This is a genomic window from Streptomyces oryzae (assembly GCF_017676365.1).
Classification (GTDB): Bacteria; Actinomycetota; Actinomycetes; order Streptomycetales; family Streptomycetaceae; genus Streptomyces; species Streptomyces oryzae.
This window is the reverse complement of the sequence record NZ_JADKMA010000104.1, coordinates 1-25298: the sequence shown is the minus strand read 5'-3', so window position 1 is coordinate 25298 and position 25298 is coordinate 1. Positions and strand designations below refer to the sequence as shown.

The 25298-nt window shown below is 72.2% G+C and carries 17 protein-coding genes; 12 read left to right on the top strand and 5 right to left on the bottom strand.

The features are described 5' to 3' along the window. Nucleotides 1–222: 222 nt before the first annotated feature. On the bottom strand, nt 223–645 hold the full coding sequence (locus tag ITI46_RS20205) for an ATP-binding protein (protein WP_209241086.1): 423 nt from the start codon (nt 643–645) through the stop codon (nt 223–225). A gap of 471 nt (nt 646–1116) precedes the next feature. Here ITI46_RS20205 and ITI46_RS20200 point away from each other — a divergent pair, with 471 nt between their 5' ends. The 7 genes from ITI46_RS20200 (at nt 1117) to ITI46_RS20170 (ending at nt 10935) form a co-directional block, all read left to right on the top strand. After that, nucleotides 1117–1614: an STAS domain-containing protein gene (locus ITI46_RS20200; RefSeq protein ID WP_209241085.1), complete on the top strand. Its 498-nt coding sequence runs from the start codon at nt 1117–1119 to the stop codon at nt 1612–1614. 161 nt (nt 1615–1775) lie between these two features. Continuing rightward, nucleotides 1776–2981: a PP2C family protein-serine/threonine phosphatase gene (locus ITI46_RS20195; protein WP_209241084.1), complete on the top strand. Its 1206-nt coding sequence runs from the start codon at nt 1776–1778 to the stop codon at nt 2979–2981. Nucleotides 2982–3186: 205 nt separating this feature from the next. Continuing rightward, a complete protein-coding gene (locus ITI46_RS20190) occupies nt 3187–6906 on the top strand; it encodes a nitrate reductase subunit alpha (protein WP_209241083.1) in 3720 nt (1239 codons plus the stop codon). Nucleotides 6907–6912: 6 nt separating this feature from the next. Further along, nucleotides 6913–8640: a nitrate reductase subunit beta gene (gene narH / locus ITI46_RS20185; protein WP_247746274.1), complete on the top strand. Its 1728-nt coding sequence runs from the start codon at nt 6913–6915 to the stop codon at nt 8638–8640. Beyond that, the gene (narJ, locus tag ITI46_RS20180) at nt 8637–9278 is read left to right on the top strand and encodes a nitrate reductase molybdenum cofactor assembly chaperone (protein WP_209241082.1); all 642 of its coding nucleotides are present in this window, start codon (nt 8637–8639) and stop codon (nt 9276–9278) included. Before narH ends, narJ begins: the two co-directional genes overlap by 4 nt. Then, nucleotides 9275–9982 (top strand): respiratory nitrate reductase subunit gamma, encoded by a 708-nt coding sequence (gene narI / locus ITI46_RS20175; protein ID WP_209241081.1) that lies wholly within the window; start codon nt 9275–9277, stop codon nt 9980–9982. The genes narJ and narI overlap by 4 nt, the downstream gene beginning before the upstream one ends. A 104-nt stretch (nt 9983–10086) precedes the next feature. After that, entirely contained in the window at nt 10087–10935 is an 849-nt protein-coding gene (locus ITI46_RS20170) for a metallophosphoesterase family protein (protein WP_209241080.1), read from the top strand. A 156-nt stretch (nt 10936–11091) separates the two neighbouring features. Here ITI46_RS20170 and ITI46_RS20165 read toward each other — a convergent pair whose 3' ends face one another. From ITI46_RS20165 to ITI46_RS20155, 3 genes are read right to left on the bottom strand one after another with little or no spacing between them, the layout of a single operon-like run. Further along, the gene (locus ITI46_RS20165; protein ID WP_209241079.1) at nt 11092–12930 is read right to left on the bottom strand and encodes a hypothetical protein; all 1839 of its coding nucleotides are present in this window, start codon (nt 12928–12930) and stop codon (nt 11092–11094) included. Then, entirely contained in the window at nt 12927–13682 is a 756-nt protein-coding gene (locus tag ITI46_RS20160) for an ABC transporter ATP-binding protein (protein WP_209241078.1), read from the bottom strand. The genes ITI46_RS20165 and ITI46_RS20160 overlap by 4 nt, the downstream gene beginning before the upstream one ends. Before the next feature lie 11 nt (nt 13683–13693). Then, complete coding sequence (locus ITI46_RS20155) at nt 13694–14275, bottom strand: GNAT family N-acetyltransferase (RefSeq protein ID WP_209241077.1); 582 nt, start codon at nt 14273–14275, stop codon at nt 13694–13696. 180 nt (nt 14276–14455) lie between these two features. On the opposite strand from ITI46_RS20155, the gene ITI46_RS20150 reads away from it, so the two are divergent. Genes ITI46_RS20150 through ITI46_RS20130 form a run of 5 tightly spaced genes read left to right on the top strand, consistent with a single transcriptional unit; the run spans nt 14456 to nt 23031 of the window. After that, the gene (locus ITI46_RS20150; RefSeq protein ID WP_209241076.1) at nt 14456–16798 is read left to right on the top strand and encodes a fibronectin type III domain-containing protein; all 2343 of its coding nucleotides are present in this window, start codon (nt 14456–14458) and stop codon (nt 16796–16798) included. Then, on the top strand, nt 16789–17796 hold the full coding sequence (locus ITI46_RS20145) for an AAA family ATPase (RefSeq protein WP_209241075.1): 1008 nt from the start codon (nt 16789–16791) through the stop codon (nt 17794–17796). Before ITI46_RS20150 ends, ITI46_RS20145 begins: the two co-directional genes overlap by 10 nt. Then, on the top strand, nt 17796–18971 hold the full coding sequence (locus ITI46_RS20140; RefSeq protein WP_209241074.1) for a DUF58 domain-containing protein: 1176 nt from the start codon (nt 17796–17798) through the stop codon (nt 18969–18971). The genes ITI46_RS20145 and ITI46_RS20140 overlap by 1 nt, the downstream gene beginning before the upstream one ends. After that, nucleotides 18968–21499 (top strand): transglutaminase TgpA family protein, encoded by a 2532-nt coding sequence (locus ITI46_RS20135; protein WP_209241073.1) that lies wholly within the window; start codon nt 18968–18970, stop codon nt 21497–21499. The genes ITI46_RS20140 and ITI46_RS20135 overlap by 4 nt, the downstream gene beginning before the upstream one ends. Next, a complete protein-coding gene (locus ITI46_RS20130) occupies nt 21496–23031 on the top strand; it encodes a serine/threonine-protein kinase (protein ID WP_209241072.1) in 1536 nt (511 codons plus the stop codon). The genes ITI46_RS20135 and ITI46_RS20130 overlap by 4 nt, the downstream gene beginning before the upstream one ends. A gap of 81 nt (nt 23032–23112) precedes the next feature. Here the strand turns inward: ITI46_RS20130 and ITI46_RS20125 are convergent, their stop codons facing one another. Next, nucleotides 23113–25023 (bottom strand): hypothetical protein, encoded by a 1911-nt coding sequence (locus ITI46_RS20125; RefSeq protein WP_209241071.1) that lies wholly within the window; start codon nt 25021–25023, stop codon nt 23113–23115. Nucleotides 25024–25298: the final 275 nt, after the last annotated feature.

Genomic DNA, 25298 nt, shown 5'->3' with positions numbered 1-25298 from the left:
GCCGCAGGACAGCACAGGGCAGGGGCAGGGCAGGGCGGGTGCGGCTTGCTCGGCGCGTCACCTGGATTTCGCACCGAGAACGAGGCTGATGCCGCCGGGGGACATAACCGAGCTGCATACGCACTCGTTCAGTTCTCGAGTTCTCGATGAGATCCGATAACAGGCCGACCATATAAGGGAGTTCGCCGCAATGCCGTTGTCCGGCAGCACCGGCACGGCACGCTACAGCGGAATATCCGCGCAGATGATCTTTCCGCTCGCCGGGTCGAGCCGAATGGTGACGTCCCTGGCCAGATGGCAGACGATGGGCCAGCCGAACCCGCCGCCTTCTCCCTCGGCGAAATCCTGCGGACTGCGATCACGGGGAAGCGCCGAACTGGAATCCCCGACTTCGACAGTGACGGCGCCGTGCCCGGCCGACAGCCGGAAGTCGCGCACCCCCTTGCCGTGCCGGAGCGCGTTGGTCACCAGCTCGGACACGACCAGCAGGACGGTCTCGGCGGCTTCGGACGAGGGCGGCGGCGAGACCGTGGCCAGAAAATCCCGGGTGAGCCGGCGTGCCTGGAAACTGCTGCGCAAATAGCGCGTCCGCGCAGTGTCCGCTGCCACACTCTCCTCGTCACGGAGGGCCGCTGCCTGTTCCATACCTGTCTCCCGTCTCCGCAAGTCTGTGCCGCCGAATCCGACCGGACCCGCGAATGTGGGGGTCTTTCTTCTTCCGGTGAGGTCCCGCACCCCGGGTGAATACCTCTCCGTCCGCTGAACGGTGCCCCGTGTGAACGCTCGAACGGCTGCTGGGTCAGTTACCCGGGGCTTTCGTCTTCATGCATGGTTCGCCGCGGATGGTACGGACCGGGAAAGGTCCGACCATCCCGAAAACGGCCGGTGATCATCTCGCCAGTGATCGTCGGCGGTATCGGCGGATGCCCGCCACGGCTCGGCGAAGGTGCCACCGCCCGGGGCGGCAGGACGTACGATCGCTGTACAGGGGAGGCGTTGGCGGACGGGTCGTGGGCCGCCGATCACGGCGCCGGTTTGGGATACTCGAAGACCGCAGTTCCGCATCAGGGCGGTACGCGCAGCACACCGGCTCCGTGCCGGGGGACGGGAGGCGGAGTGAGGTCGCGGGACAACGACCGTCTGGCCATCACCCCGCTCACCGTCAAGGACGAGTGCGCGGTGCTCCGCTTCAGCGGCGAACTGGACCGCGGGTCGGAGGAGTTCTATCTGGACCGCATCGGTGCGGTGGTCGCCACCGGTTATCGGCACCTGGTGCTGGATGTGACGGCGTTGGTCTTCTGCGACTCGCGGGGCCTCAACTGCCTGCTCGCCCTGCGGTGGCTGCTCCAGCGGCGGGAGGGCAGCCTGCTGCTCGCCTGTGTGGGGCGGCGGCTGGCCGCGGTCCTGGCCCTCACCGGGAGCACGGAGATGCTGCCGGTCTTCTCCAGCGTCAGCGAGGCGCTGCGTTCCCTCCCCGCGGATCAGCGTCCCGACTGGCCGCCCACCGAAAGCGCGGCGGGCCCCGACATTCCGCTGCACAGCCCTGAGCCGCTGGAGACGTCCTGGCTGACGGACACCAACCCGCACTTCCCCCGGGGGTCCGAGGCCGGGTAGGGAGTGCCCCTTGAGTGCCCTGGGCTCCCCTTCGGGGGGCGTCGGGTGCACAAGATCGCCGGTGTCGTGGCACGCGGCGGGGCACGCGCGGGTGAGGATGGGAGGGCCGACCCGCACACCCCCGAGCACAGCGCAGCGTCACCGCACCCGAGGAACGGTCCATGGAGCAGCCGCAACAGGCCGTGCGGCAACAGCCGCCGCAGCAGTCCTTCGACCAGGCGCAGCCGCCCCTGGAACACCCGAAGCCCAAAGCGCTGACCACCCGGGCGTTCCTGCTGTGGGGCCTCGGCCTCACCGTGCTGGTGGTCGGGCTGAGCCTGGTGGCCGGGTCCGAGGTGCGGCTGGTCGGCCTGCTGATCTTCCTCCCGGCCATCGCGGCGAGCGTGGGCACCGTACGGCAGACGGAGGCCGCCTCCGTCTGGGCGACGGCCGGGGCCATTGCGTCGATTCTGCGCAGGCCGGGCTACCACCTCGACGACGCCATCACGCTGGTGCTCACGCTGCTGTTCGCGACGCTCGCCGTCTTCGGGGCGCGCTGGCGTATCGCGCGGGACACCGAGTTGCTGCGGCTGCGCTCGACCGCTGCCGTGATCCAGCAGCACATCCTGCACCCGCTGCCCGAGCTGACGTCGCAGGTGCGGGTGGACGGGGTCTTCGAACCGCTGCAGGAGGACAAGCTGTTCGGCGGCGACATCTACGACATCGCCGCCACCCCGTACGGCACCCGGGTGCTGATCGGCGACGTCCAGGGCAAGGGGCTGTCGGCGGTCGGGGCCGCCTTCGCCGTGCTGGGCGGGTTCCGCGAGGCGGCCCATCGGGAGGCGAAGCTGACCGGTCTGGTGGACGCGCTGGAGACGTCCGTGGTCCGCCACAACGCGTACGCCCGCCGCTCGGGTGAGCCCGAACGGTTCGTCACGGCCCTGGTCGTCTCGGTCGATCCGCTCGACCAGGGGACGGCGCAGGCGGTCAACTGCGGCCATCTGCCGCCGTTCCTCGTACGGGGCTCCCATCCGCCGTGCCAGCTGGGGCTCGGGGAGACGGGGGTGCCGCTGGGGCTGGCGTCCCTGGTGGGCGAGGAGCGCTCGGCGGCCGGTTTCGGCTTTCCGCCGGATTCGACCCTGCTGCTGTACACCGACGGCCTCTCCGAGGCGCGGGGCGCGGACGGCGCCTTCTATCCGCTCGCCGAGCGGCTGGCCGCGCTGGTGAAGGCCGCCGGGTGGGCACCCGGCGGCCGGCCCCCGGAGCTGGCCCGCTCGCTGCGCGACGACGTACGGGCCTTCACCTACCCCTATCAGCAGGACGATCTCGCCATCCTCACCCTCCAGCGGCTGTCCGCTCCGCCCACGGACTCCGGCAAAACGGAGTAATTCCTTCCTGGGTGAACCCGTGGTGTATGTAGATGGCAACTACTGCAAAGGCCACGGAAAACTCCGTATAGTGTTCGCCAACTAACCCAAAATGACGGCGCATTCCCACGGAAGCGCGGTCAGTCTGTGATCAGGAGCGGGGGAAATCCGGATCACGGAAGGGCGGTCGGCCGTGCGCAAGGCCGCCCGGAAGGGTTGGTGTCCCATGCGGAGGCTGAGGGCCCGTCAGGAGGCCGAGAAGGCCGCACTCGCGGCCACGGACAGACTGCTCAGAGCGGGCACGGCGCTGCGGCGCACAGAAGTGACGCCGGATCTGCGGGCCGCTTACCGCACCGACCAGCAGGTCGACGACAGCCCGTACCGGGAGCGCTGGGCGCACGACAAGGTGGTCCGCTCCACGCACGGCGTCAACTGCACCGGCTCCTGCTCGTGGAAGGTGTACGTCAAGGACGGCCTGATCACCTGGGAGACGCAGCAGACAGACTACCCCTCGGTGGGGCCGGACCGGCCCGAGTACGAGCCGCGTGGCTGTCCGCGCGGCGCCTCGTTCTCCTGGTACACCTACTCCCCCACCCGGGTGCGCTATCCGCACGCCCGCGGGGTGCTCGTGGAGATGTACCGCGAGGCCAGGGCGCGGCTGGGCGACCCGGTCGCCGCCTGGGCCGAGATCACCGGCGATCCGGAGCGGCGGCGGCGCTACCAGTCGGCACGCGGCAAGGGCGGCCTGGTGCGGATCGGCTGGGACGAGGCGCTGGAGATCGCCGCGGCGGCGCATGTGCACACCATCGCCGCCTACGGGCCCGACCGGGTGGCGGGCTTCTCCCCCATCCCCGCCATGTCGATCGCCTCGCACGCGGTCGGGGCGCGCTTCATGTCGCTGATCGGCGCGCCGATGGTCTCCTTCTACGACTGGTACGCGGACCTGCCCATCGCCTCGCCGCAGGTCTTCGGCGATCAGACGGATGTGCCCGAGTCGGGCGACTGGTGGGACGCCGCGTATCTGATGCTGTGGGGCTCCAACGTGCCGGTGACCCGTACACCGGACGCGCACTGGATGGCCGAGGCACGCTACCGGGGCCAGAAGGTGGTGGTCGTCTCGCCCGACTACGCGGACGCCACCAAGTTCGCGGACGAGTGGCTGCACCCGCACCCCGGCACCGATGGCGCGGTGGCGATGGCGATGGGGCATGTGATCCTCACGGAGTTCTACGTCCGCCGCCAGGTGCCGTACTTCACCGACTACGTCAAGCGCTTCACCGATCTGCCGTTCCTGGTTGAGCTGATGGAGGGAGCCGACGGCGGGCATCTGCCGGGCAGGTTCGTGACGGCCGCCGACCTGGCGCGGGAGCGGAGCGAAGGCCCGGCCGAGGGCGCGGACCGTTGGCGTCCTGTGCTGCTGGACGACCGTACGGGGCAGCCCGTGGTCCCCAACGGGACGCTGGGCGACCGGTGGTCGGACGGCGGCGAGGGCCGCTGGAACCTCGACCTGGGCGAGACCGACCCGCGGCTGAGCCTCTGCGGCACCGAGGGGAGCGGCACGGTGCAGGTCGTGCTGCCCCGGTTCGAGGGCGCGGGAGAGAGCGCGGGGCAGGGCGTGGGAGAAGGCACGGCGGAGGAGACGGCCACCGTGCGGCGGACGGTGCCGGTGACCAGGGTCGCGGGGCGCACCGTCACCACCGTTTTCGACCTGCTGCTCGCGCGCTACGGCGTCCAACGGCCCGAGCTGCCGGGGAGTGGGCCGGTGGACTACGACGATCCGGCGCAGCCGTGCACTCCTGCCTGGCAGGAGCAGCTCACCTCCGTACCCGCGGGCGCGGTGGTGCGCGCGGCGCGGGAGTTCGCCGGCACGGCGGAGCAAACCCGGGGGCGGTGCATGATCGTGATGGGCGCCGGCACCAACCACTGGTTCCACTCCGACACCATCTACCGCTCGTTCCTGGCGCTGCTCCAGCTCACCGGCTGCCAGGGGGTCAACGGCGGCGGCTGGGCGCACTATGTGGGCCAGGAGAAGGTCCGGCCGTACGCCGGGTGGCAGCAGCTGCAGCAGGCCGCCGACTGGGTGCGTCCGTCCCGGCAGATGGCGGGCACGCCCTACTGGTTCCTCCACACCGACCAGTGGCGGTACGAGAGCTTCCGTGCCGACGCGCTCTGCTCGCCGTCCGCCAGGGGGCTGTTCGCCGGGCGGCACACCGTGGATCTGGTGGCCCAGTCGGCGCGGGCGGGCTGGATGCCCTCCTATCCCACCTTCGCCGCCAATCCGCTGGAGCTGGGGCGGCGTGTGCGGGAGAGCGGGGCCGAGCCCGGCGCGTGGGTGGCGGACGAACTGGCCGCCGGGCGGCTGGGCTTCGCCTGCGAGGATCCGGACGCGCCCGCCAACTGGCCCCGGGTGCTGACGGTGTGGCGTGCCAATCTGATCGGTTCGTCCGCGAAGGGCAACGAGTTCTTCCTGCGGCACCTGCTGGGCGCCGACGACAACGCCTCCGCCACCGAGGCGCCGCCGGGCGAGCGGCCCCGCGATGTGCGCTGGCGTCAGGAGGCGCCACGCGGAAAGCTCGATCTGCTGATGGCGCTGGACTTCCGGATGACCTCGACGACGCTCTACGCCGATCTGGTCCTTCCCGCCGCCACGTGGTACGAGAAGCACGATCTGTCCAGCACGGACATGCACCCCTTCGTGCACGCCTTCTCGCCCGCGATCAGCCCGCCCTGGCAGGCGCGTACCGACTTCGAGATCTTCCACGGGCTCGCCGCCCGGTTCAGCGAACTGGCCGCGGGCCGGCTGGATGTGGCCCACGATCTTCTCGCCACCCCGCTCCAGCACGACACCCCCGGCGAGACGCCGCCACCCGGCGACACCGGGCCCCAGTGCACCGTCGTGGAGCGCGACTACACCGCCGTCGCCGACCAGCTCGCCGCGCTCGGACCGCTCGCGGAACAGCAGGGCATGACCGTACGGGGCGTGACCGTACGCCCGGAGGCCGAGAGCCGCTGGCTGGCGGAGCGCTGCGGTACGGCACCGAAGGGTGCCGCGCGGGGGCGCCCGCTGCTGGACACCGACGTCAAGCTGTGCGAGGCCGTGCTCGCGCTGTCCGGGACGACCAACGGGCGGCTGGCCGCGCAAGGGCTGCGGGAGCTGGCCGGGCGGTGCGGCAGCGACAGCGGGCTGAGCGCACTGGCCGAGTCGGTGGCCGAGCGGCGCGTGGTCTTCGCCGACACCCAGGCGCGGCCCGTGCAGGTCGGCACCAGCTTCGAGTGGTCGGGCAAGGAGGCCGCCGACCGCCGCTACGCCCCGTTCACCGTCAACACCGAGCACCGCAAGCCGTGGCACACCCTCACCGGCCGGCAGCATTTCTATCTCGACCACGACTGGATGGCCGAACTGGGCGAGCAACTGCCCGTCTACCGGCCGCCGCTGGACCTCGGCGCGCTGGGCGAGCACCAGCCGCACGAGGGAGGGGACGGCGCGCGGGCTGTGACCGTGCGCTATCTGACCCCGCACTCGAAGTGGTCGATCCACTCCGAGTACCAGGAGAACCTGCTGATGCAGACGCTGGCCAGGGGCGGGCCCGTCATCTGGCTGGGGGTCGAGGACGCGGCCGCCGTCGGCGTCGCGGACAACGACTGGATCGAGGCCGTCAACGCCAACGGCGTCGTCGTCGCGCGGGCCGTCGTCTCCCACCGGATGCCGCGCGGCACGGTGTTCATGTACCACGTGCAGGAGCGCCTGGTGAACGTGCCGAAGTCGCAGACCACCGGACGCCGCGGCGGGGTGCACAACGCGCTGACCAAACTCCTGATCAAGCCCACCCATCTGATCGGCGGCTACGCGCAGCTCAGCTTCGCGCCCAACTACTACGGACCGACCGGCAACCAGCGGGACGCCGTCACGGTCATCCGCCGCCGCACCGAACCCGTGGAGTACTGAACCGTCATGACCCGAACCCCCCACAAGCACAGCGAACGCCGCTCCGGGAGCGCTCCCATCGGCCGGGTGATGGCCCAGGTCGCCATGGTGATGAACCTCGACAAGTGCATCGGCTGCCACACCTGTTCGGTCACCTGCAAACAGACCTGGACCAACAGGGCGGGCACCGAGTACGCGTGGTTCAACAACGTCGAGACCCGGCCCGGCCAGGGCTATCCGCGCGGCCACGAGGACCAGGACAGGTGGAAGGGCGGCTGGCGGCTCAAGCACGGCAGGCTGGTACCGCGCAGCGGAGGCCGCGCCCGCCGCCTCGCCCGGCTGTTCGCCAACCCCGAACTGCCCACGCTGGACGACTACTACGAGCCCTGGACGTACGACTACGAGACGCTGACCTCGGCCCCGCTCGGTGACGATGTACCCACCGCACGCCCCCGCTCGCTGATCAACGGCGCCGAGACGGAGATCACCTGGGGCCCCAACTGGGACGACGACCTGGGCGGCGGCCCCGCACGGCTGGCCGCCGACCCGGTGCTGAAGCAGCTGGAGCGCGTCGGCCAGAAGGTACGGCTGGAGTACGAGCAGGCGTTCATGTTCTATCTGCCGCGCATCTGCGAGCACTGCCTCAACCCGTCCTGCGTGGCCGTCTGCCCCTCAGGGGCGCTTTACAAGCGCATCGAGGACGGCATCGTCCTCGTCGACCAGGACCGCTGCCGGGGCTGGCGGATGTGCGTCTCCGGCTGCCCGTACAAGAAGGTCTACTTCAACCACCGCACCGGCAAGGCGGAGAAGTGCACCCTGTGCTACCCGCGGATCGAGGCGGGCGAGCCGACCGTCTGCTCGGAGACCTGCGTGGGGCGGCTGCGCTATCTGGGCATCATGCTCTACGACGCCGACCGGGTGGGCCGGGCGGCGGCCGTCGAGGACGAACAGGAGCTGTACGAGGCGCAGCTGGACTGCTTTCTCGACCCGCACGACCCCGAAGTGGCCCGCGCCGCCGAGGAGTCCGGCATTCCGCACGACTGGGTGACCGCGGCGCGCCGCTCCCCCGTCCGGGCGCTGATCAGCGACTACCGGATCGCGCTGCCGCTGCATCCGGAGTACCGCACCATGCCGATGGTCTGGTACGTACCGCCGCTCTCACCCGTCGTTGAGGCGCTCAGCAAGGACGGCCACGACGGCGAGGACCCGGCCAATCTGTTCGGGGCGATCGACGCGCTGCGCATCCCGCTGGAGTATCTGGCGGGGCTGTTCACGGCGGGCGACACCGGCCCGGTGGAGGCCGCACTGTGCCGGCTGGCGGCGATGCGCTCCTACATGCGGCGGATCAACCTGGGCCAGGAACGCGACTGCTCGCTCGCCGCGGCCGTCGGTCTGGACGCGGAGCGGATGGAGGAGATGTACCGGCTGCTGGCACTGGCGAAGTACGAGGAGCGGTACGTCATTCCCACCAGCTACACCGGGCAAGTGCCCGACCCGGACGCCGCGGCGGACACGGGTTGCGGGCTCGACGGCGAGGGCGGGCCGGGGATGTACGAGCGCCCCGGCGAGACCTTTCACGCACTCGCGCCCGCCGTGGGGCGGCAGGACGGGGAAGGCGGGGAGAACGAGGCAGACGAGGAAGACGGGGAGCTGGCCGGCTCGGCGACGCGGGGCCGGGTCAACCTCCTCAACTGGGACGGCAGAGGCCGCCCCGCCGGGCTCTTCCCGCGCCGCCGGGGCGGTGAGCGCGCATGAGCGCACCGCTGGTGCACCAGGCGGCGGCACTGCTGCTGGACTACCCGGACGGCGACTGGCCGGACCGGCTGCACACCGTCAGGACCGTGCTGGAGGAGTTGCCCGCCGCCCGTTGCCCGCAGGCCGCCGGGCTGCTGCGGTTCTGCTCCGAGACGGCCGAGGTGCCGGTGCTGGAGCTGGCGGCCCGCTATGTGGCGACCTTCGACCGCAGCAGGCGGCGCACCCTGCATCTGACGTACTACACGGACGGCGACACCCGCAGGCGGGGCGCCTCGCTGGCTGCGCTCAAGGCGCAGCTGCGGCAGCACGGTTGGGCGGTGCGCGACGGTGAGCTGCCCGACTTCCTGCCCGGCCTGCTGGAGTTCGCGGCCCGCTGCCCCGAGGCGGGCGGCCGGCTGCTGCGTGAACACCGGGCGGGGCTCGCGCTGCTGACGGAAGCGCTGGAGAAGTACGCCAGCCCGTACGCACGTGTGCTGCGCGCCGTGCTCGACACCCTTCCGGCGCCCGGACCCGAGGAACGCGCCGCCGTGCACACCCTCGCGCGCGGCGGGCCGCCCGGCGAGACCGTCGGCCTGGAACCCCTCCCCCATCCCTCCGTCCGCCCCTCCGCCCGCCACCCGGAAGGTGCCCGCCGGTGAACCATCTGCACATCGCCCTGTGGGGCGTACTGCCCTATCTCGTCCTCGCTCTCTTCGTGGGCGGCAGCGCCTGGCGGTACCGGTACGACAGGTTCGGCTTCACCACCCGCTCCAGCCAGTTGTATGAGAGCCGGCTGCTGCGGGTGGGCGGGCCGCTGTTCCACTACGGGCTGTTCCTGGTGCTCGGCGGCCATGTGGTCGGGCTGCTGATCCCCGAAGGCCTCACCGACCGGCTCGGGGTGAGCGAGGGCTTCTACCATCTCAACGCGCTGCTGGTGGGCGGCGCGGCAGGGCTCGCCGCGGTCGCGGGGCTGGCGGTGCTGCTGTGGCGCCGGCTGCGGGTACGCGCTGTGCGGGCCGCCACCAGCCGCAGCGACCGCGCCGTCTATCCCGTGCTGCTGGCGGTGCTGCTGGCCGGGCTGACCGCCACCGCCTCCGGGGCCGCCGCCGGTTCGTACGACTACCGCCTGGGCGTGTCCGTATGGTTCCGAAGCCTGTTCCTGCTGGACCCGGATGTGGCAGCCATGCGCGGGGCACCGCTCGTCTACCAGCTGCACGCGCTGCTCGCCATGGCGCTGTTCGGGCTGTGGCCGTTCAGCAGACTGGTGCACGCCTTCGCCGCGCCGCTGGGCTATCTGGCCCGCCCCTACATCGTCTACCGCTCCCGGGCCTCCTCCGCCGCAGCGCAGCGCGGGGCGCGGTAGCGGGCTGGCCTGGGCCGCACCGGCGGCGAACGTTATCGTCGGTGCGGACGGGGACGGTGGCAGCGCCGGTGCGCGCCGCCGAGGGGGACACGGAGGGGAGCCGCATGAATTCCGGCCAGGGGCGGCTGCTCGCGGTCAGCGATCTGCATGTGGGGATGGCGGCCAACAAGCCCGTCACCGAGTCACTGCGCCCGCTGGGTGACGAGGACTGGCTGATCGTCGCGGGCGATGTGGCGGAGCGCTTCGAAGAGGTGGCCTGGGCGCTGCGGCTGCTCACCGAGCGGTTCGCCCGGGTGATCTGGACGCCGGGCAACCACGAGCTGTGGACGCCGCGCGGCGACCCGGTGCAGCTGCGCGGCGCCGAGCGGTACGCGCAACTGGTGGAGCTGTGCCGGTCGCTGGGCGTCGTCACACCGGAGGACCCGTATCCGCGCTGGTCCTGGCCGGGGGGCGAGGTGGTGATCGCGCCGGTCTTCCAGCTGTACGACTACACCTTCCGTGCTCCTGGGACGCACACCAAGGAGGAGTCCCTGGCCCGCGCGCACGCCACCGGAGTCGTGTGCACGGACGAGTATCTGCTGCACCCCGACCCGTATCCGGCCGTCGACGACTGGTGCCGGGAGCGGGTCGCAGCCACGGAGAAGCGGCTCGACAGCGTCGATCCGGCCACCCCGCTGGTGCTGGTGAGCCACTGGCCGCTGCTGCGGGAGCCGACGGATGTGATGTGGTATCCGGAGTTCGCGCAGTGGTGCGGTACGGAACTGACGGCCGACTGGCACACGCGCTACAACGTGGCCGTCGCCGTCTACGGCCACCTGCACATCCCCCGCACCACCCACCACGACGGGGTCAGATTCGAAGAGGTCTCCATCGGCTACCCCAGGGAGTGGCGCCGCCGCGGCCACCCCCGAGGGCTGCTGCGCCAGATCCTGCCTGAGCCGCAGGACGCTTGAGGCCGCGCCCCGAAGGGGCGCGGGGAACTGCTCCCCCAAGCTCTTCGAGCAGGGGGCACCCCCACAACCACAACCAACCCGCAGACCGCAAACAACAGCCAGGGGCACCCCAGGCCCGGAACAGCCGAGAGGGAGAACAAAGGCACCGGACGAGCCCTAGCGCAGCTTCTTCGCACGGCGCACCGCGCCGAACAACAGCGCCGCCGTGAGCCCGAGGGCACCCGTCACCGGCCGCACCAGTGCGGCCGCGTCCGCCCCCGGTTCGAGTGCGCCGCTCAGCCCAAGTCCGGCGGTCAGCGAGCCGACCGTCGTCAGGAACGGCACGGCGTACCAGAAGCCGAAGACGAAGACGCTGGCGTCCCCCGCGGGGGTGACCAGGCCCAGGGACAGCAGATCCGTCCGCACCGGCCCGCGCACCGCCGCCAGCACCGCGGCGGCGGCGAACGGCGGTACGCACAGCGGCATCAGCAGCAGCGCCCACCCGCCGCCGTGCAGTGCGAACGGCACCGCCGCGCCCAGCGCCAGCACCACGCCGACCAGCGCCGGCACAATCGCGTGCTGAACCATCAGTGCGGCGATGCGGAACGGCGACCAGGAGGAGCGCCGTATGTCGTCCGCCTCCAGCCGCGCGGTCTCCGCCAGCCTGCCCACCGCGAACCAGCCGAGCGCCAGCGCCAGTGCGAGTACGGCTATACGGGCCGTCCCCTCCAGCGCCACCGCGAGCCCCGCCGTGCCGGCTGCCGCGGCCGTCCACAGCGCGGCACTCACCACGCGTCCCGGAGCGCGCAACAGGGCGAGCGCGTCCCGCCATACGACGACGAGCCGGCGCGAGCGCGGCATCGGCAGCCGACGCCGGGTGCCGGAGGCGCCGTCCGCGAGGGCTTCGGCCACCGCGAGCTTGGCGGCGCGCAGTTCGGCCGACCACAGCACGGAGGCGACGGTCGCCGCGGTGGCCGCCCGCGCCCGCAGCTGCCAGGTCGGTATCGTCCCAACCGTCCGGAAGGCGTGTGCGACGGCCACTGCCGTGACCGCGAACAGCAGCACCAGTGCCACCGGCCAGCCCGCCGCAGGTCCGCCGACCGCGTGCAGCACCGGCAGCGCGGCCCAGCCCCACGGCCCAGACCACAGCTCGGCCGTCTCCAGCAGCGCGGACCGGTGCCCTGCCGCCGCCCACGCCGCCTGCCCGGCGAGCAGGACCGACAGCAGCACGGCGTACGGCGTGAGCACCCGCACGCGGCGCGCCGCCGCTTCGCCGCGTTCCACATGGAGGGCGAGCGCCGTGGCCAGCAGCGGGAGGCAGAGACCGGCCGGCAGACACAGCGCCAGCGCCGGCCCCAGCTGCGCCAGTCCGGTCAGCCGCAGCAGCACGGCGCCGCCGACCGCGCACAGGACGCCGCCGACGGCCGCGAGCACCGCCGTCAGCCGGAACGCGGGCCGCAACACCCTCACCCGGCGGACCGGTTGGGACAGCAGCCAGGCCAGGTCGTGCCGCGGCACCAGCACGGGCCCGCGCCACAGCGCGTCCCGCGCCGCGAGCACGGCGAGTCCGCAGGCCAGCAGCACCAGCACGGCCGGCAGCGCCCGACGGACCGCCTCAGCCGTGTCGCCCTGCGCCACGAGGTGTTCCAGCCGCTGTACGAAGCGGTAGCCCAGCGTGCTGCCGTAGCCGACGCCGAGCAGCAGCACGGCGTAGGCCGAGACGGCCAGGTCGCGGTTGCGCTGGTTGCGGTAAGCCCGGCGTTTGACGTACAGCCAGCGCAGCGTCTCGGGAGTGCGGTCGTCGGCGTCCGACCACGCCGCGCCGTCGGGGTCACCGTGATCGGGCCCGCCGCCATCCGGCTCGCCGCCGCGGGGCTCAACGTCGCCGGTCTCGGCTCCCGGCTCGGGCTCGGCTCCGGGCTCGGGCTCGGCTCCGGGCTCGGGCGCGACCCCCGGCTCGGCGGCCCCCGGCCCGCCGGCCGGTTCCGTACCGCCCCGCTGGGCCGTTCCGCTCACCGGCCGCCACCGGGCGTCGCGGCCCGCTCTCCCCCAGAGGGACCGTCGACATTGGCCGCGTCCAGCCCGTCCAGGACATCGGGGGCGCCACGTGCGAGGACCTTGCCGTCTTCGAGGACGACCACATGGTCGGCGACGGCGTGCACCAGTTCGGGCTGGTGGGTGGCGAGGAGCACCGCGACGCCGTCGGCCTTCTCGCCGCGCAGCAGCTCCGCGAGGCCGGTGCGGGCCGACGGGTCCAGCCGCTGCTCAGGCTCGTCCAGGACGAGCAGATCGCGAGGCCGCACGAGTGCCGCGGCCAATTGGAGTGCCTGCGTCTGGCCGGAGGAGAGGGCCGAGGGCAGCTGGTCGGCGTGGCCGGCCAGCCGGCGGTCGGCCAGCACCTGGTCGAGCCACAGGTCGGCGTCGGCGACTCCGTGGGCCACGGTGATCAGTTCCAGGTGTTCGCGGACGGTGAGGTCCGGATAGAACGCGACGGTGTCCCCCGCGACCGCGACCCGGGCCCGCACCTCGGGGTCGTCCTCGTCCACCGGCCTGCCCTCGAACAGGGCCGTGCCCGTGGTCGGCCGGTCCCGCCCGCACGCGATACGCAGCAGCGTCGACTTGCCCGACCCGTTGTGGCCGAACAGCGCGGTACAGGCACCCGGGAACAGCTCGAGGTCCAGCGGGTGGAGGGCCTTTCGCTCCCCATAGCTCCGGCTCACCTCCGACAGCCGCAGCAGCGGTTCGCCGTTCTCCTCCGTCTCCGCCATGGGCGCTCGCGTCATCCTTCCAGGTGGTCCGTCGACTGGTGGCCCGGCCGCTGATCGTTCCGGTGCAGCATGTGGACGGTGACCGGCTTGCCCAGAAATGTGTCCTCACGCCCCGGTACGAAGCCCAGCCGCTCGGCGACGCGCACCGAGGCGGCGTTGCCGTGCACGATCATCGCGGTGAGGTGGTCCACGTCCAGCCGGGCGAAGCCCCAGTCCACGACGGCCCGCGCCGCCTCGGTGGCATATCCGCGGCCCCAGCACGCACGGCGGAACGTCCAGCCGGCCTCCACCTCGTCGAAGACCTCCCAGTAGTTCAGGCCGCACCGGCCGATGAGCTCCCCGGTCTCCTTCGACTCCACAGCGCACAGCCCGTGCCCGCGCTCCGCCCACTGCCGCTCGATCTCCGCGAGGCGCTCCACGGCCTGTTCCCGGGTGAAGGCGGGGACATAGCGGGTGACCTCGGGGTCGCTGTGCAACTGGACGAAGAAGTCCAGGTCTTGAGTGGTCAGCGGACGCAACAGCAGCCGCTCCGTCTCGATGACGACGCCGCTGCCGCTGCCGCCGGCCGGGTTCACTCGTTCGGGGGGAGGCATGCGGTCATGCTCTCAAACGGCCGGGTCACCGCGTACTCGGCCATGGCGGCATGGCCATGAGGTCATACTCCTGTCACAGCCTGCGAACGCCGCTGACCGCAGAGGCGGTTGGTTGGATAACCTGCAAGGGCGGCGCACCGCGATCGAGACGTGGATGCGGGTGACGGGGAGGGACTGTCGATGCCGGATGCTCGGGGGAGCTCCGAAGAGGGCCGGACGCCGGGACTGCGTCCGCGGCGGCTGGTCGACGAGACGAAAGAGACCGACCGGGAGCGCGACCGGGGCGGTCTCCCGGCGCTGAAGGCACGCTGCGCCGCTCTCGCCAGGTCCGCGTGGCGGGCCGTGCGGCCCAACCGGCGCCGGGCGACCGGCTACATCGCACTGTGCTCGGTGAGTGCGCTGGTCGGTACGTCCATCGTGGTGGGCTCCGGCAAGGCGGGCGCCGTGCCCGATCTGGCCGATATCGGCGCCTGGCTGACCAGTTCCCGCACGGGTGAGGCCGCGCACGCCAACGGCCTCACCGGGGACGTGGACGGCAAGGTGAAGCTGCCCGGCATGGGCGACCACCCGGTCTCCATCTCGCAGGACGGCAAGACCGTGCTGGTGCTGGACGAGAAGACGGGCAAGCTCGTCCGCATCGATCCCTCACAGCTGACCGTCGAGCAGTCCTCGCGCTACGGCACGGGGCTGCAACTGGTCTCCGGCGGCAAATACGCGTATCTGGTCGACCCGGTCAAGGCCCGCGTGCAGCGCATCGATCCGGTGCGTACGACGCCGATCGGCAACCCGGTCGACCTCGGTGCAGGTCCGCTGGGCAAGGCGGTGGCCGACCCGAAGGGCACGCTGTGGGTGCCGGTGCCCGGCAAGGGCACGGTGGTGCCTTTCCCGCACGGCAAGAAGGCTCCCGGTATCAAGGTCGCGAGCAGGAGCAGCAAGCCCGCCACGCTGGTGATGACCCTCGCTGACGGCCGCCCGGTGGTGACCGACACCAAGGGCGGGACGGTGACGCTGCTCAAGCGCACGGGCCGCGGGATGCGGTTCAAGCTGCCGGACAACATCTCAAAGGCGCCGGCCGGTTCGGTGCTGGTCCCCGCGGCGACCGCCGGGGACGTGGTGCCGGTGCTGGCGAAGAAGTCGGGCCGGATGGCGCTGGTCAACACCCGCACGGGCTCGCTGACGACCGCGTTCGTGGGCTCCTCGGCGCACGAGTACGGCACCCCGCAGGTGCTGGGCTCGAAGGTGTATGTGCCCGATGAGAGCAACGGCACGCTGAAGGTGTACGACACCGAGGCGGCCGCGATCACCAAGCCGGTCAAGGTGACCGGCAAGCCCGGCAAGCTGAGCCTGTTCGTCCGCGACGGGCTGCTGTGGGTCAACGACGCGGACAACGCCACCGCAGTGGTGATCAACTCGTCCGGGCACGTCAACCGGGTGCACAAGTACGACACTGATGTGCCCTCCGGCCGTAAGCCCAAGGAGAACGACCGCCCCGGCGACGACGGCAGCCGCGACCCGGCGCCGGGCCCCGACGCGCCCAACCCGCTGCCCGAGGGGCCCAAGGGCCCTGGCCGGGACGACACGCCTTCCGGCCCCGACGCTCCGGCGGACAAGCCCGGCCGCAGCGACAAGCCGCTGCCCGCGCCGAAGAAGCCCAAGCCCTCGAAGCCGGACGAGAACGAGCCGCCCGAGCCGCAGCCGCCCGGCGTCCCGCAGGCGGAGTCCGGCTCCGGAGTCATCCGCGTCTCCTTCGCCCCCTCTTCAGGGGTGAAACCGACCGGGTACAAGCTCAAGGGCGCACCGGCGGGTGCCGAGGTGAAGCCCGGCCGGGTCGGCCCCGGCGGGCCGTTCACCTTCGAGGTGCGCGGCGGCTCCTGCGACCAGCAGTACAGCTTCACCGTGGAAGCGGAGTTCTCGGACGGCCAGAAGACCGAGTCGGGCCGCTCGGGTCCCGCCCGGCCGTGCGTGGCCCCGGGCCAGCCGCAGAACGTCAAGCCCTCGTTCCCGCAGGGCGGCAAGGGCATCAACCTGACGTGGCAGGCGCCCGCCAACGCGGGGAACGGCACCACGTACACGGTCAGCGGCGCGGGCAATCCGGTGACGACAAAAGCGGCCCACGCCGAGCTGAGGAATCTGCGCAACTTCCAGACCTACACCATCACCATCGCCGCCAAGAACGCGGCCGGTTCGGGCGGCAGCGTCGTCGAGCAGGTGAACCTGTCGAACACGAAGACCATCCGCGTCGCGGACAACGTCGACGACGGGGACGACGTAGGCGTGCGCAGTCAGCCCAGCACGACGGCCGGCACCCGCCGGGGCGCCATTCCCGCCGGTCAGACGCCCGAGCTGAAGGTGATCTGCCAGACCAAGGGCACCATGGAGACGCACGACACCTACAAGTGGAAGAGCGACATCTGGGACCGCATCGAGTGGGAGGGCGGGACGGCCTACATCAGCGACCTGTGGGTCGGCACCAGAAACCACAAGGAAGGCAAGTACTCCCCGGAGGTCTGGCAGTGCGACTAGAAAATCAGCAGCCGGCCGCAGCCGCCGCCGCGGCCTCCCCGGAGTCCGTCGCGCTGCTCGCCCAGTGCTTCCACGCGCTCGGTGACAACATCGAGCGGGTCGTCAAGGGCAAGCGGGACACCGTCGAGCTGGCACTGGTGTGCCTGTTCTCCGAGGGCCATCTGCTCATCGAGGACGTGCCGGGCACTGGCAAGACGACGCTGGCCCGCTGTCTGGCCGCCTCGCTCGAAGCGAGCTGGCACCGGGTGCAGTTCACCCCGGACCTGCTGCCCTCGGACATCACCGGGGTGACCATCTACCGGCAGAACACCGGCACCTTCGAGTTCCTGCCGGGCCCGGTGTTCGCCAACATCGTGCTCGGCGACGAGATCAACCGCGCCTCGCCCAAGACGCAGTCCGCGATGCTCGAGGTGATGGAGGAGCGGCAGGTCACAGCGGACGGCAGCACCCACCCGGTGCCGCGGCCCTTCATGGTGATCGCCACGCAGAACTCGGTGGACATGGGCGGCACTTATCCGCTGCCCGAGGCACAGCTGGACCGGTTCCTGATGCAGGTCACGCTGGGCTATCCGGACCACGCCTCCGAGGTCGCCGTGCTGTCGGGCGCGGCGTCGCAGCCGGCCATCGAGCAGTTGCCGACGATCGCGACGGGCAAGCATGTCGCGGAGTTCATCCAGGTCGCCCGGCAGATCCAGGTGGCGCCGCAGCTGTACGACTACCTGGTGCGGGTGGTCGCGGCCACCCGGGAGCTGCCCGAGGTGCGGCTGGGCGCCAGCCCGCGCGGTTCCGTCGCCCTGCTGCGCGCGGTGCGGGTGCGGGCCGCGTCGCAGGGGCGTACGTACGCGCTGCCGGAGGATGTCAAGGCGCTGGCAAGCCCGGTGCTGGCGCACCGGCTCATCCTCACCCCGGAAGCGGAGCTGAGCGGCCGCAGCGGCGCCGATGTCATCGCCGAGGCGCTGGCCACCGTTCCGGTGCCACAGGCGGGGGCACAGGGCTGATGCTGTCGCCGACGGGTTGGGGGGCACTGGTCGGCGGCGCGGCACTCACGGGGGCCGGGTACGGGTTGGGCTACGCGGAGCCGGCGATCCTCGGGGCCGGCTGTCTGCTCGGCGTGTGCATGGCCCTGGTGTGGACGGGGCGCGCACCGCAGCTGGCGGCACGCCGCCGGGTCACCCCGCGCAAGGTGGCCCGCGGGGACCGCGCCGAGGGCTCCGTCACCCTCGGCAACACCGGCCGTCGCACCCGGCGCGGGCTCGAGGTCACCGACAGCTGCGGCGAACTGCCGCTCACCCTCCGGGTGCCGCCGCTGGCGGCGGGAGCCGAGCACACCGTGCGCTATGCGCTGCCCACCGAGCGGCGCGGCCGGATCGCACTGGGCCCGCTGCGGCTGGAGCGTACGGACCCGCTCGGACTGGCCCGCAGAGTACGAGTGTTCGGGCCCGGCGAGGGCGGCACGGACACCTTGCTGGTGCGGCCCCGGGTGTGTCTGCTGCCCGTCCTCCCTTCGGGTACGGCGCACCACGTGGAGGGGCCGACGTCGGACACCGCGGACGAGGGGTCGCTGACCTTCCACGCGCTGCGCGAGTACGTGCTCGGCGACGATCTGCGCCGGGTGCACTGGCGGTCGACGGCGCGCACGGGCACGCTGATGGTCAAGCAGCTGGTGGACGTCTCACTGCCGCACACCACGGTGGTGCTGGACACCAGGGCCGCCGCCTACCGCACCGAGGACGACTTCGAACTGGCCGTGGACGCCGCCGCTTCGGTCGCGTTCGCCGCTGCCCGCTCCAACTTTCCCGTCGACGTACTGAGCGAGACGGGCCCGGTGCTGCGCACGGACGGCGCGGGCGGCAACGACGCTGAGGCGCTGCTGGACCGGCTCGCGCTGGTGCACCGCTCCGAACGCGCCTCGGCTGCGGGCGCGTTCGATGACCTGGAGCGGGCGCGTCGCCGCGGCTCGCTCACCGTCATCACCGGTACGGGTGATGTCACCGGTCTGGGCGCGCTGGAGCGGGTGCGCCGCAGGTTCGACCGCACGGTGGTGCTGCGGGCCGGTGCGCAGGCGGAGGACGACGGGCATGAGCCGCCCGGCCTGGGCAGCGACGTTCCGCAGCTGCGGGTGACGGGGCTGGACTCGCTGCTGGCCGCCTGGCGTCGGGAGGCGGTGCGATGAGCCCGGCCACCGGCCCGCGTGCCACCGCGCTGCCCGGCATGGGTTCCGCGCCCGCGGGACACGACGGCCCGTCCTGGGCACCGCCGCGCCCTACGGCGCCTGAGGCGCCGGGCCCCGCGCCGGTGGTGCCGGGCACATACGACGGGCCCGAGGGCGCTGGGCACGAGGGCGGCGGACACGACGGCCGGGTGCGGGCCGCGCCACCGGCGCGGCACCAGTTGCCGCTGCGCCGCCGTCTGTGGTCGCTGCTGCCGGTGGCCGGGCTGTCGGCCGGTGCGGGGCTCGGCTTCCACCGGGTGTTCCCGCTGGGCCCGCTGCTGCCCGTGCTTGCGGTGGCGGTGCTGGCGCCGATGGCGCTGTCGGCCGGGCTGTTCCTGGCGCAGGGCCGCAAGGGGCGTGCGGCGCCGCTGTGGCCTTCGCTGGTGCTGAGTGCCGTGGTGTGGCTGGTGACGGTCCGGCTGACGCTGTTCCACGACGCGGCGGGCGGGCTCGCCTCGGGCGGTGCCGTCAGCGAGATCTGGTCGGCGCTGCTGGACTCGCCGCACGCGGTCCTCACCACGATCCTGCCCGCGCCGGCCGGGCCCGACTTCCTCGTGCTGCCGCACGCGGTGGTGTGGTCGGCCTCGCTCGCCGCCGCCGAGCTGGCGCTGCGGACGCGCTCTCCGCTGCTGCCCGCGCTGCCCGCCGTGACGGCCTTCGGCTTTCCGCTGGTGCTGGGCGTCTCCGGGCCCGGCTCCAACACGCTGCCCGCGGCTGGTCTGGTGGCCGGTACGGCGCTGCTGGTGCTGCTGCGGTCGCGGGCAGCCCGGCGCGGCACCGTACGGGCGCTGAGCACCGGGCTGCCCGTCGTCGCGGTGCTGGCGCTGGCCGCCGCGCTGCTCGGGCCGCGGCTGCCGGGGCTGTCCTCGCGCGAGCCGCTCGATCTGCGCCAGGACGTGCGGCCGCCCACCGTCCACCCGCAGTCCACCAGCCCCCTCGACCAAGTGGCCGCCTGGCTACAGCACCCGCAGACGCGGCTGTTCACGGCGCGTACCGCCGGGAAGCCGCACAACTGGCGGCTCGCGGTTCTGGACCGTTACGACGGCGTGAAGTGGACGTCCAGTGCCGAACTGGCCCGCTCCGGCGGCCGGGTGCCCCCGCAGCTGGGCGCGGACCCGGGCCGCCGCGAGCGCGTGGAGCAGCGGGTGACCATCCAGAACCTGCCCGGCATCTGGCTTCCGGCCGCGGACCGGCCCTCGTCGGTGAAGATCACCGGCAGGAGCTCCAAGGGCGGCAACAAGGGCACGAGCACGGACAGCGCGGCAGACCGCGAGGAGCGGCAGCTGGCCGTCGATCCGGCCAGCGGTGTGCTCGCGCTCGGCAAGGGCGGCACCACCGGCAGCCGGGTCAATCGCGGGCTGTCCTACACCGCCGTCTCGCAGGCGCCGATGTTCGACGCGAAGCGGCTCCAGTACGCGGCGGTGCCGGACGGGCCCGCGTATACCTCGCTGCCGCGTACCGATGCGGCGGGCGAGCCCGTCAAGGCCGTCGAGACGTTCTCGAAGCTGGCGGCCACCGCGACGGCCGGCAGCAGCTACCCGTACGAGCAGGCGCACAAGCTCGCCGCCTGGCTGCGCGAGCACTACCGCTTCGACCCCAAGTCGATCCCCGGGCACGCCTACCGCAACCTGGAGTTCTTCCTCACGACCGGCAAGCACGGCACCTCGGAGCAGTTCGCCGCCTCGTTCGCGGTGATGGCGCGGACGCTGGGGCTGCCCACGCGGGTCGCGGTCGGCTTCCGCGCGGACGGCGCCCGGCAGGGGGCCGGCAAGGACGGCACCGCTCAGCTGACCGGGCGGGATGCGCTGGCCTGGCCGGAGGTGCGGTTCAAGGGCGTGGGCTGGGTGCCGTTCTATCCGACGCCGGGGCAGGCTTCGAAGGACGGCTCCTCCGTCCCGCCGGCCGGGCAGCCCAAGGAGCGCGAGAAGGCCGACAAGGACATCACCGAAAAGCCCCGGCCGTCCGTACCGCCCCAGCAGCAGGACGACGACAAGAGCCGCGACGGCCAGGCCGCACCGGCCGACGGCACGGGACTGCCCGCGTGGGTGTACGCACCGCTTGCGGTGCTGCTGTTGCTCCTGGCGTACTGCGGCTACGCGGCCTGGGCACCGTACCGCCTGCGCGGCCGGCGGCGCGGCGCCCGCGATCCCGGGCAGCGGGTGCTGGGCGCCTGGCAGCAGATCGTCGACCGGCTCACCGAGATCGGGCTGCCCCCCACCTCGGCGCACACCGCGACCGAGGTGGCCGCCTTCGGCGTGGAGCGGATCGGCGGCAGCGGCAGCGACCAACTGCCCGCGCTGGCCCGGCTGGTGAACGAGGTCGGCTACGGGGGCCGTACGCCCGACGAGGCTACGGCGGACGCCGCCTGGCGGCACTGCGACGCGATCGAGGAGGTCGTCGCGCGGACGGTACCGCGCCGGGAGCGGATCAAACGGGCGCTGCGGCCCCGCACGTTGCTACGTCACAGCCGATCAGGAGCACTCCAGTGAACGCCACCCCGAGCTGGGGAACCGCCAAGGGAGCCGGTCCGGCCGGTCCCGCCGGTCCGGCCGGCCCCGCCGCCGCGGCTGCCACCGCGCCCGTCGACGTGCCGGCGCTGCCGGACGGCTACCAGCCGCAGCGTGTCCTCACCGCGGGCACGCGCAGCACTGCCGTGCTGTGCCGGGAGGTGTCCAGCGGCCGGGAGGTGGCGGTGAAGGTGCTGGTGCCGAAGGTGGCGGATCCGGCACGCCGCCTGGCGGCGCACTCCGAGCTGCTGGCCGCGGGCGCCGCTGCCAGGCACCCGTGTGCGGCCACGGTCGTCGACGCGGGCTCCACCGGCGCCGAACAGCTGTTTGTGGTGGAGGAGTTCTGCCCTGGCGGCTCGGCCCAGGACCGGCTGACCGCCTCCGGCCCCTTCCCGGTCGAGGACGTGCTGGTGATCGGGGTACGGCTGGCCCTCGCGCTGCACTCCTCGCACCGCAGGGGCGTGCTCCACCTGGACGTGCGCCCGGCGAACATCCTCTTCGACGCACACGGCGGCGCCCTGCTGACGGGTCACGCGCTGGGCCGCGTGCTCCAGCGGGCCGTACCGACCCTGGGCGCCGTCTTCGACCCGGCGTACGCGGCACGGGAGATGTTCGGCTGGGAGGCCCCAGGGCCCGCCGCCGACGTGTACGCGCTGGGCGCGACGCTGTACGCGCTGCTGGCCGGGGAGCCCGCGCAGGCCGAGGCAGTGCGCCAGGGCGGCTCGGCGCCGTACGAGGCGGTGCTGGCGGGCGGGCTGCCCCGGCCGCCGCGCGGCGATGTCCCGGAGCCGCTGTACGCGCTGCTGCACCGGATGACGGCTCCGCATGCCGAGGGACGGCCTCCGCTGACCGAGGTGCACCGCGTGCTGCGGATGCTGCTGCCCGTCTCGTGCGCCGCTCGGGTGCCGGATCTGCAGCCGGAGGCCGAGCCCGGGACTCCGCTCCCTGGCTGGAACCCGGCCGATGACGCCCTCACCCAGCCGCCGCCGGAGACGGACGACGACCCGGACTCACCGGAGGCCGTCGCGCGCCGACGCCGCACCCGCAACCGGGTGCTGGCCGCCTGTGGCGCGGTGTTGCTGGCGGGCGGGGCCGGGGTGGCGCTGTTCCTGGTGCGGTCCGCGAACCAAGCGGAGCCCGACCCCGCCGACAAGCGCCCGAAGAAGTCCGCCAAGTCGGCGCACCCGCTGCCCAAGGGCCAGGTCCCGGACTTCCAGGCCCAGGATGTGAAGGTCACCAGGGTCGGGCAGCAGGTGCAGGTGGTCTGGGACAAACCGAAGAAGCCGCAGCCCGTCTACGGCTACGCCATCACCGCCCAGTCCCCCGACGGCGAGACGGTCAAGGTGAAGAACACCAACACCGACGAGCCGAGCGTCGTCTTCTCCTCCCCTCCCGTGAAGCCCGGCTCCTGCTACGTGGTCACCTCACTGGTGCAGACGTCCGACGGCAGCGTGGGGCTGGCCTCGGCGGAGAAGGTGTGCGACAGGGGGGAGTCGGCCGAGCCTGCGGGCTGAGCACGCCGGTGGCCGGAAGGAGTCGGCCGACCCCGCCGGCTGAGCGCCCTCGCGGCGCACTCGGCGGGGCCGGCTCGCGGGTCACTCCGTCGGGGCGACGCCCCCGGCGCGCTCCGCGGCGTCCTCGGCCTTGTTGTCGAACTTGTCGTTGTCAGCGGCAGCTGTGGAGTCCGACCAGTCACTCAGGCTCTTGAGCTTGTGCCGGAAGACCTCGTTGGGGTCCTTGCCCTGCGCCTCGTTGCGTGCGTCCTGCTGGAGCTGCTCGAGCGACTTGAGGCTGCCGTCCGCGTTGAGGAGCTCCTTGGGCGGCGGCGGATGCACCGGGTAGCCCGACTCGTAGAGGAGCTGGGTCATGCGGTACTTCTGGATCCGGTCGTAGTTCTGGTACTCCGTGGTCACCCGCTGCTGCTCCGGGTTGTCGCCTGCCGCCCAGCTGCCCGCGTGCTTGCCGAAGGCGAACTTCACACCCTTCCAGCCGTAGTTGAGGGCGGTCTTGGCAATGGTCAGCTCGCCCAGGCCCAGGGTCACGATGTCCTTGAAGACGCCCCGGATGGAGGCGGCCTGCGCGTCCATGTCCTTCCCGGCCGCCAGTTCCGCCTCGTACTGCATCTTGGCCAGGCCGCCGAAGGCCCCGGAGACCCGGGAGAGCATCCCCGGGTCCTCCTTCCCGGCGCGCACGGCCTTGGCGTCGACCTTCGCCGCGCCCCTGAGGGCCTGATCGCTGAACTGTCCGGCGGCCGTGTCGAACACATCCGTCGCCGGCTGGCTGTCGGAGAAGGTCGTCAGGAACTTTTTGGTGTCGTCCTGGCTGAGGTAGAACGCCGGGGTGATGCCGGGAAGGTCGGTCCAGTTCGCGGGCCGCGCCATGCTCGACGGGTGGCCCTCGGCGTCCGTGCCGCGGGACCCGGTGGTCAGCTCGTGGATGTAGGACGCGCCCAGGTTCGCCATCGACGTCTTCATCGGCCACGGGGTGCCGTCCTTGCCCTGGCCCGCCATGTACGTCATGGCGTTGAAGGCGAACTGCGAGGCGGCCAGGCTGTGCTGGCCGGGCTTCTCGGTGCCCACGCCCGACCCGGCCTCGATGGCCTTGCCGAGTCCTGCGGCGACATCGTCGCCCGAGCCGCGTGACTTGGCGTAGCCGAGGAAGAGGTCGTAGGTCTTGCGGTAGTCGCCCTGGTGCATGCCGTTCAGCACGTCGCGGGCTGCCACGCCGTCCTTGCCGAGCAGGTTGAGCGCGAGGGCCACGTTGTCCTCGGAGAGGCCGAGCGCGGCCGCCGCCGGCAGCGAGTTGCCCCGCCAGTCCGTGCCGTCCGGGTCCTTGGCGAACTTGTCCAGGGCCAGGTTCTTGGCCGCCGTTCGGATGTACTCGGTGGGAAAGTGCCCGTACTGCATCAGCGCGAGCCGGCCCCAGGCGTCGAACGGATACTCCGAGGGGCGCAGCATCATCTGCGTGACCTTGTCGAAGCCGGGCGTGGCGAGGTAGTTGGCGCTGCTGGCCGTACCGAGGGTGCGGCTGAAGGTCTGCAGGTCCTGCTTGCCGGTCTTGCTCCCGGACTCGTAGAGGAATGTCGGAAGCGTGGTGAGCCGGTTGGGGCCCAGGTTCGCGTAGAACGCGGCCAGCACCTCGGGGTCGTCCTGATATTGGCCCAGCTCTGTGGCGATGCGGTGGATCTCCTCGGCGCCCGAGCCGTCGACTCTGTTGACCTTGTTCATCCGGTCGGCCAGCAGCTTGCCCCGCCGCTGGGCCTCCTGGAGCGAGAGGAAATTGTCCGGCACCTGCACCATCTTGCGGCCGGAGTCGGGGTGGTTGCGCTCCATGGCCTGCGCCAGGTCGAAGCGGCGCTTGAGGGCCGGCAGCTGCTGCTCCACCCAGGTTCCAACGGCCACCAGCTGGTTGAGGCCGCTGGTGTCCACGCCGAACTGGCCGAATCGCTGGCTCCAGCCGTTGACGCTCTTGAGCACATGAGCGCCGTTCACCAGAGACTCGATCATTCCCTTGAGCCGTCCGGGGTCGATTCCGCTGAAAGTCCCCGGCCCCGGCATTGTCGGCGGAGTGCTCATTGTCGTCCCCCTCTTGCGATCCGCTCGCGACGAACCGTTCACTGCGCCTTGCGGTAGGCCCGCGCCTGGCTGAGCGTCACCTGCTGCGGTGTCTGTCTGATCACCGCGTCCACCGCGTCCACGATGTCCTGGGCGAGCCGGTGCACCTCGCCCTTGCGGCCTTCGATCTCGCCGGCGAACCACTTGGCGACCGGCCCCTCCCAGAC

Coding starts and splice junctions, on each gene's coding strand:
- ITI46_RS20195 (WP_209241084.1), top strand. CDS start 1,776: ATGGAGCAGCCGCAACAGGCCGTGCGGCAACAGCCGCCGCAGCAGTCC.
- ITI46_RS20140 (WP_209241074.1), top strand. CDS start 17,796: ATGCTGTCGCCGACGGGTTGGGGGGCACTGGTCGGCGGCGCGGCACTC.
- ITI46_RS20135 (WP_209241073.1), top strand. CDS start 18,968: ATGAGCCCGGCCACCGGCCCGCGTGCCACCGCGCTGCCCGGCATGGGT.
- ITI46_RS20125 (WP_209241071.1), bottom strand. CDS start 25,023: ATGATCGAGTCTCTGGTGAACGGCGCTCATGTGCTCAAGAGCGTCAAC.
- ITI46_RS20170 (WP_209241080.1), top strand. CDS start 10,087: ATGAATTCCGGCCAGGGGCGGCTGCTCGCGGTCAGCGATCTGCATGTG.
- narH (WP_247746274.1), top strand. CDS start 6,913: ATGACCCGAACCCCCCACAAGCACAGCGAACGCCGCTCCGGGAGCGCT.
- ITI46_RS20155 (WP_209241077.1), bottom strand. CDS start 14,275: ATGCCTCCCCCCGAACGAGTGAACCCGGCCGGCGGCAGCGGCAGCGGC.
- ITI46_RS20205 (WP_209241086.1), bottom strand. CDS start 645: ATGGAACAGGCAGCGGCCCTCCGTGACGAGGAGAGTGTGGCAGCGGAC.
- ITI46_RS20190 (WP_209241083.1), top strand. CDS start 3,187: ATGCGGAGGCTGAGGGCCCGTCAGGAGGCCGAGAAGGCCGCACTCGCG.
- ITI46_RS20160 (WP_209241078.1), bottom strand. CDS start 13,682: ATGGCGGAGACGGAGGAGAACGGCGAACCGCTGCTGCGGCTGTCGGAG.
- narJ (WP_209241082.1), top strand. CDS start 8,637: ATGAGCGCACCGCTGGTGCACCAGGCGGCGGCACTGCTGCTGGACTAC.
- ITI46_RS20150 (WP_209241076.1), top strand. CDS start 14,456: ATGCCGGATGCTCGGGGGAGCTCCGAAGAGGGCCGGACGCCGGGACTG.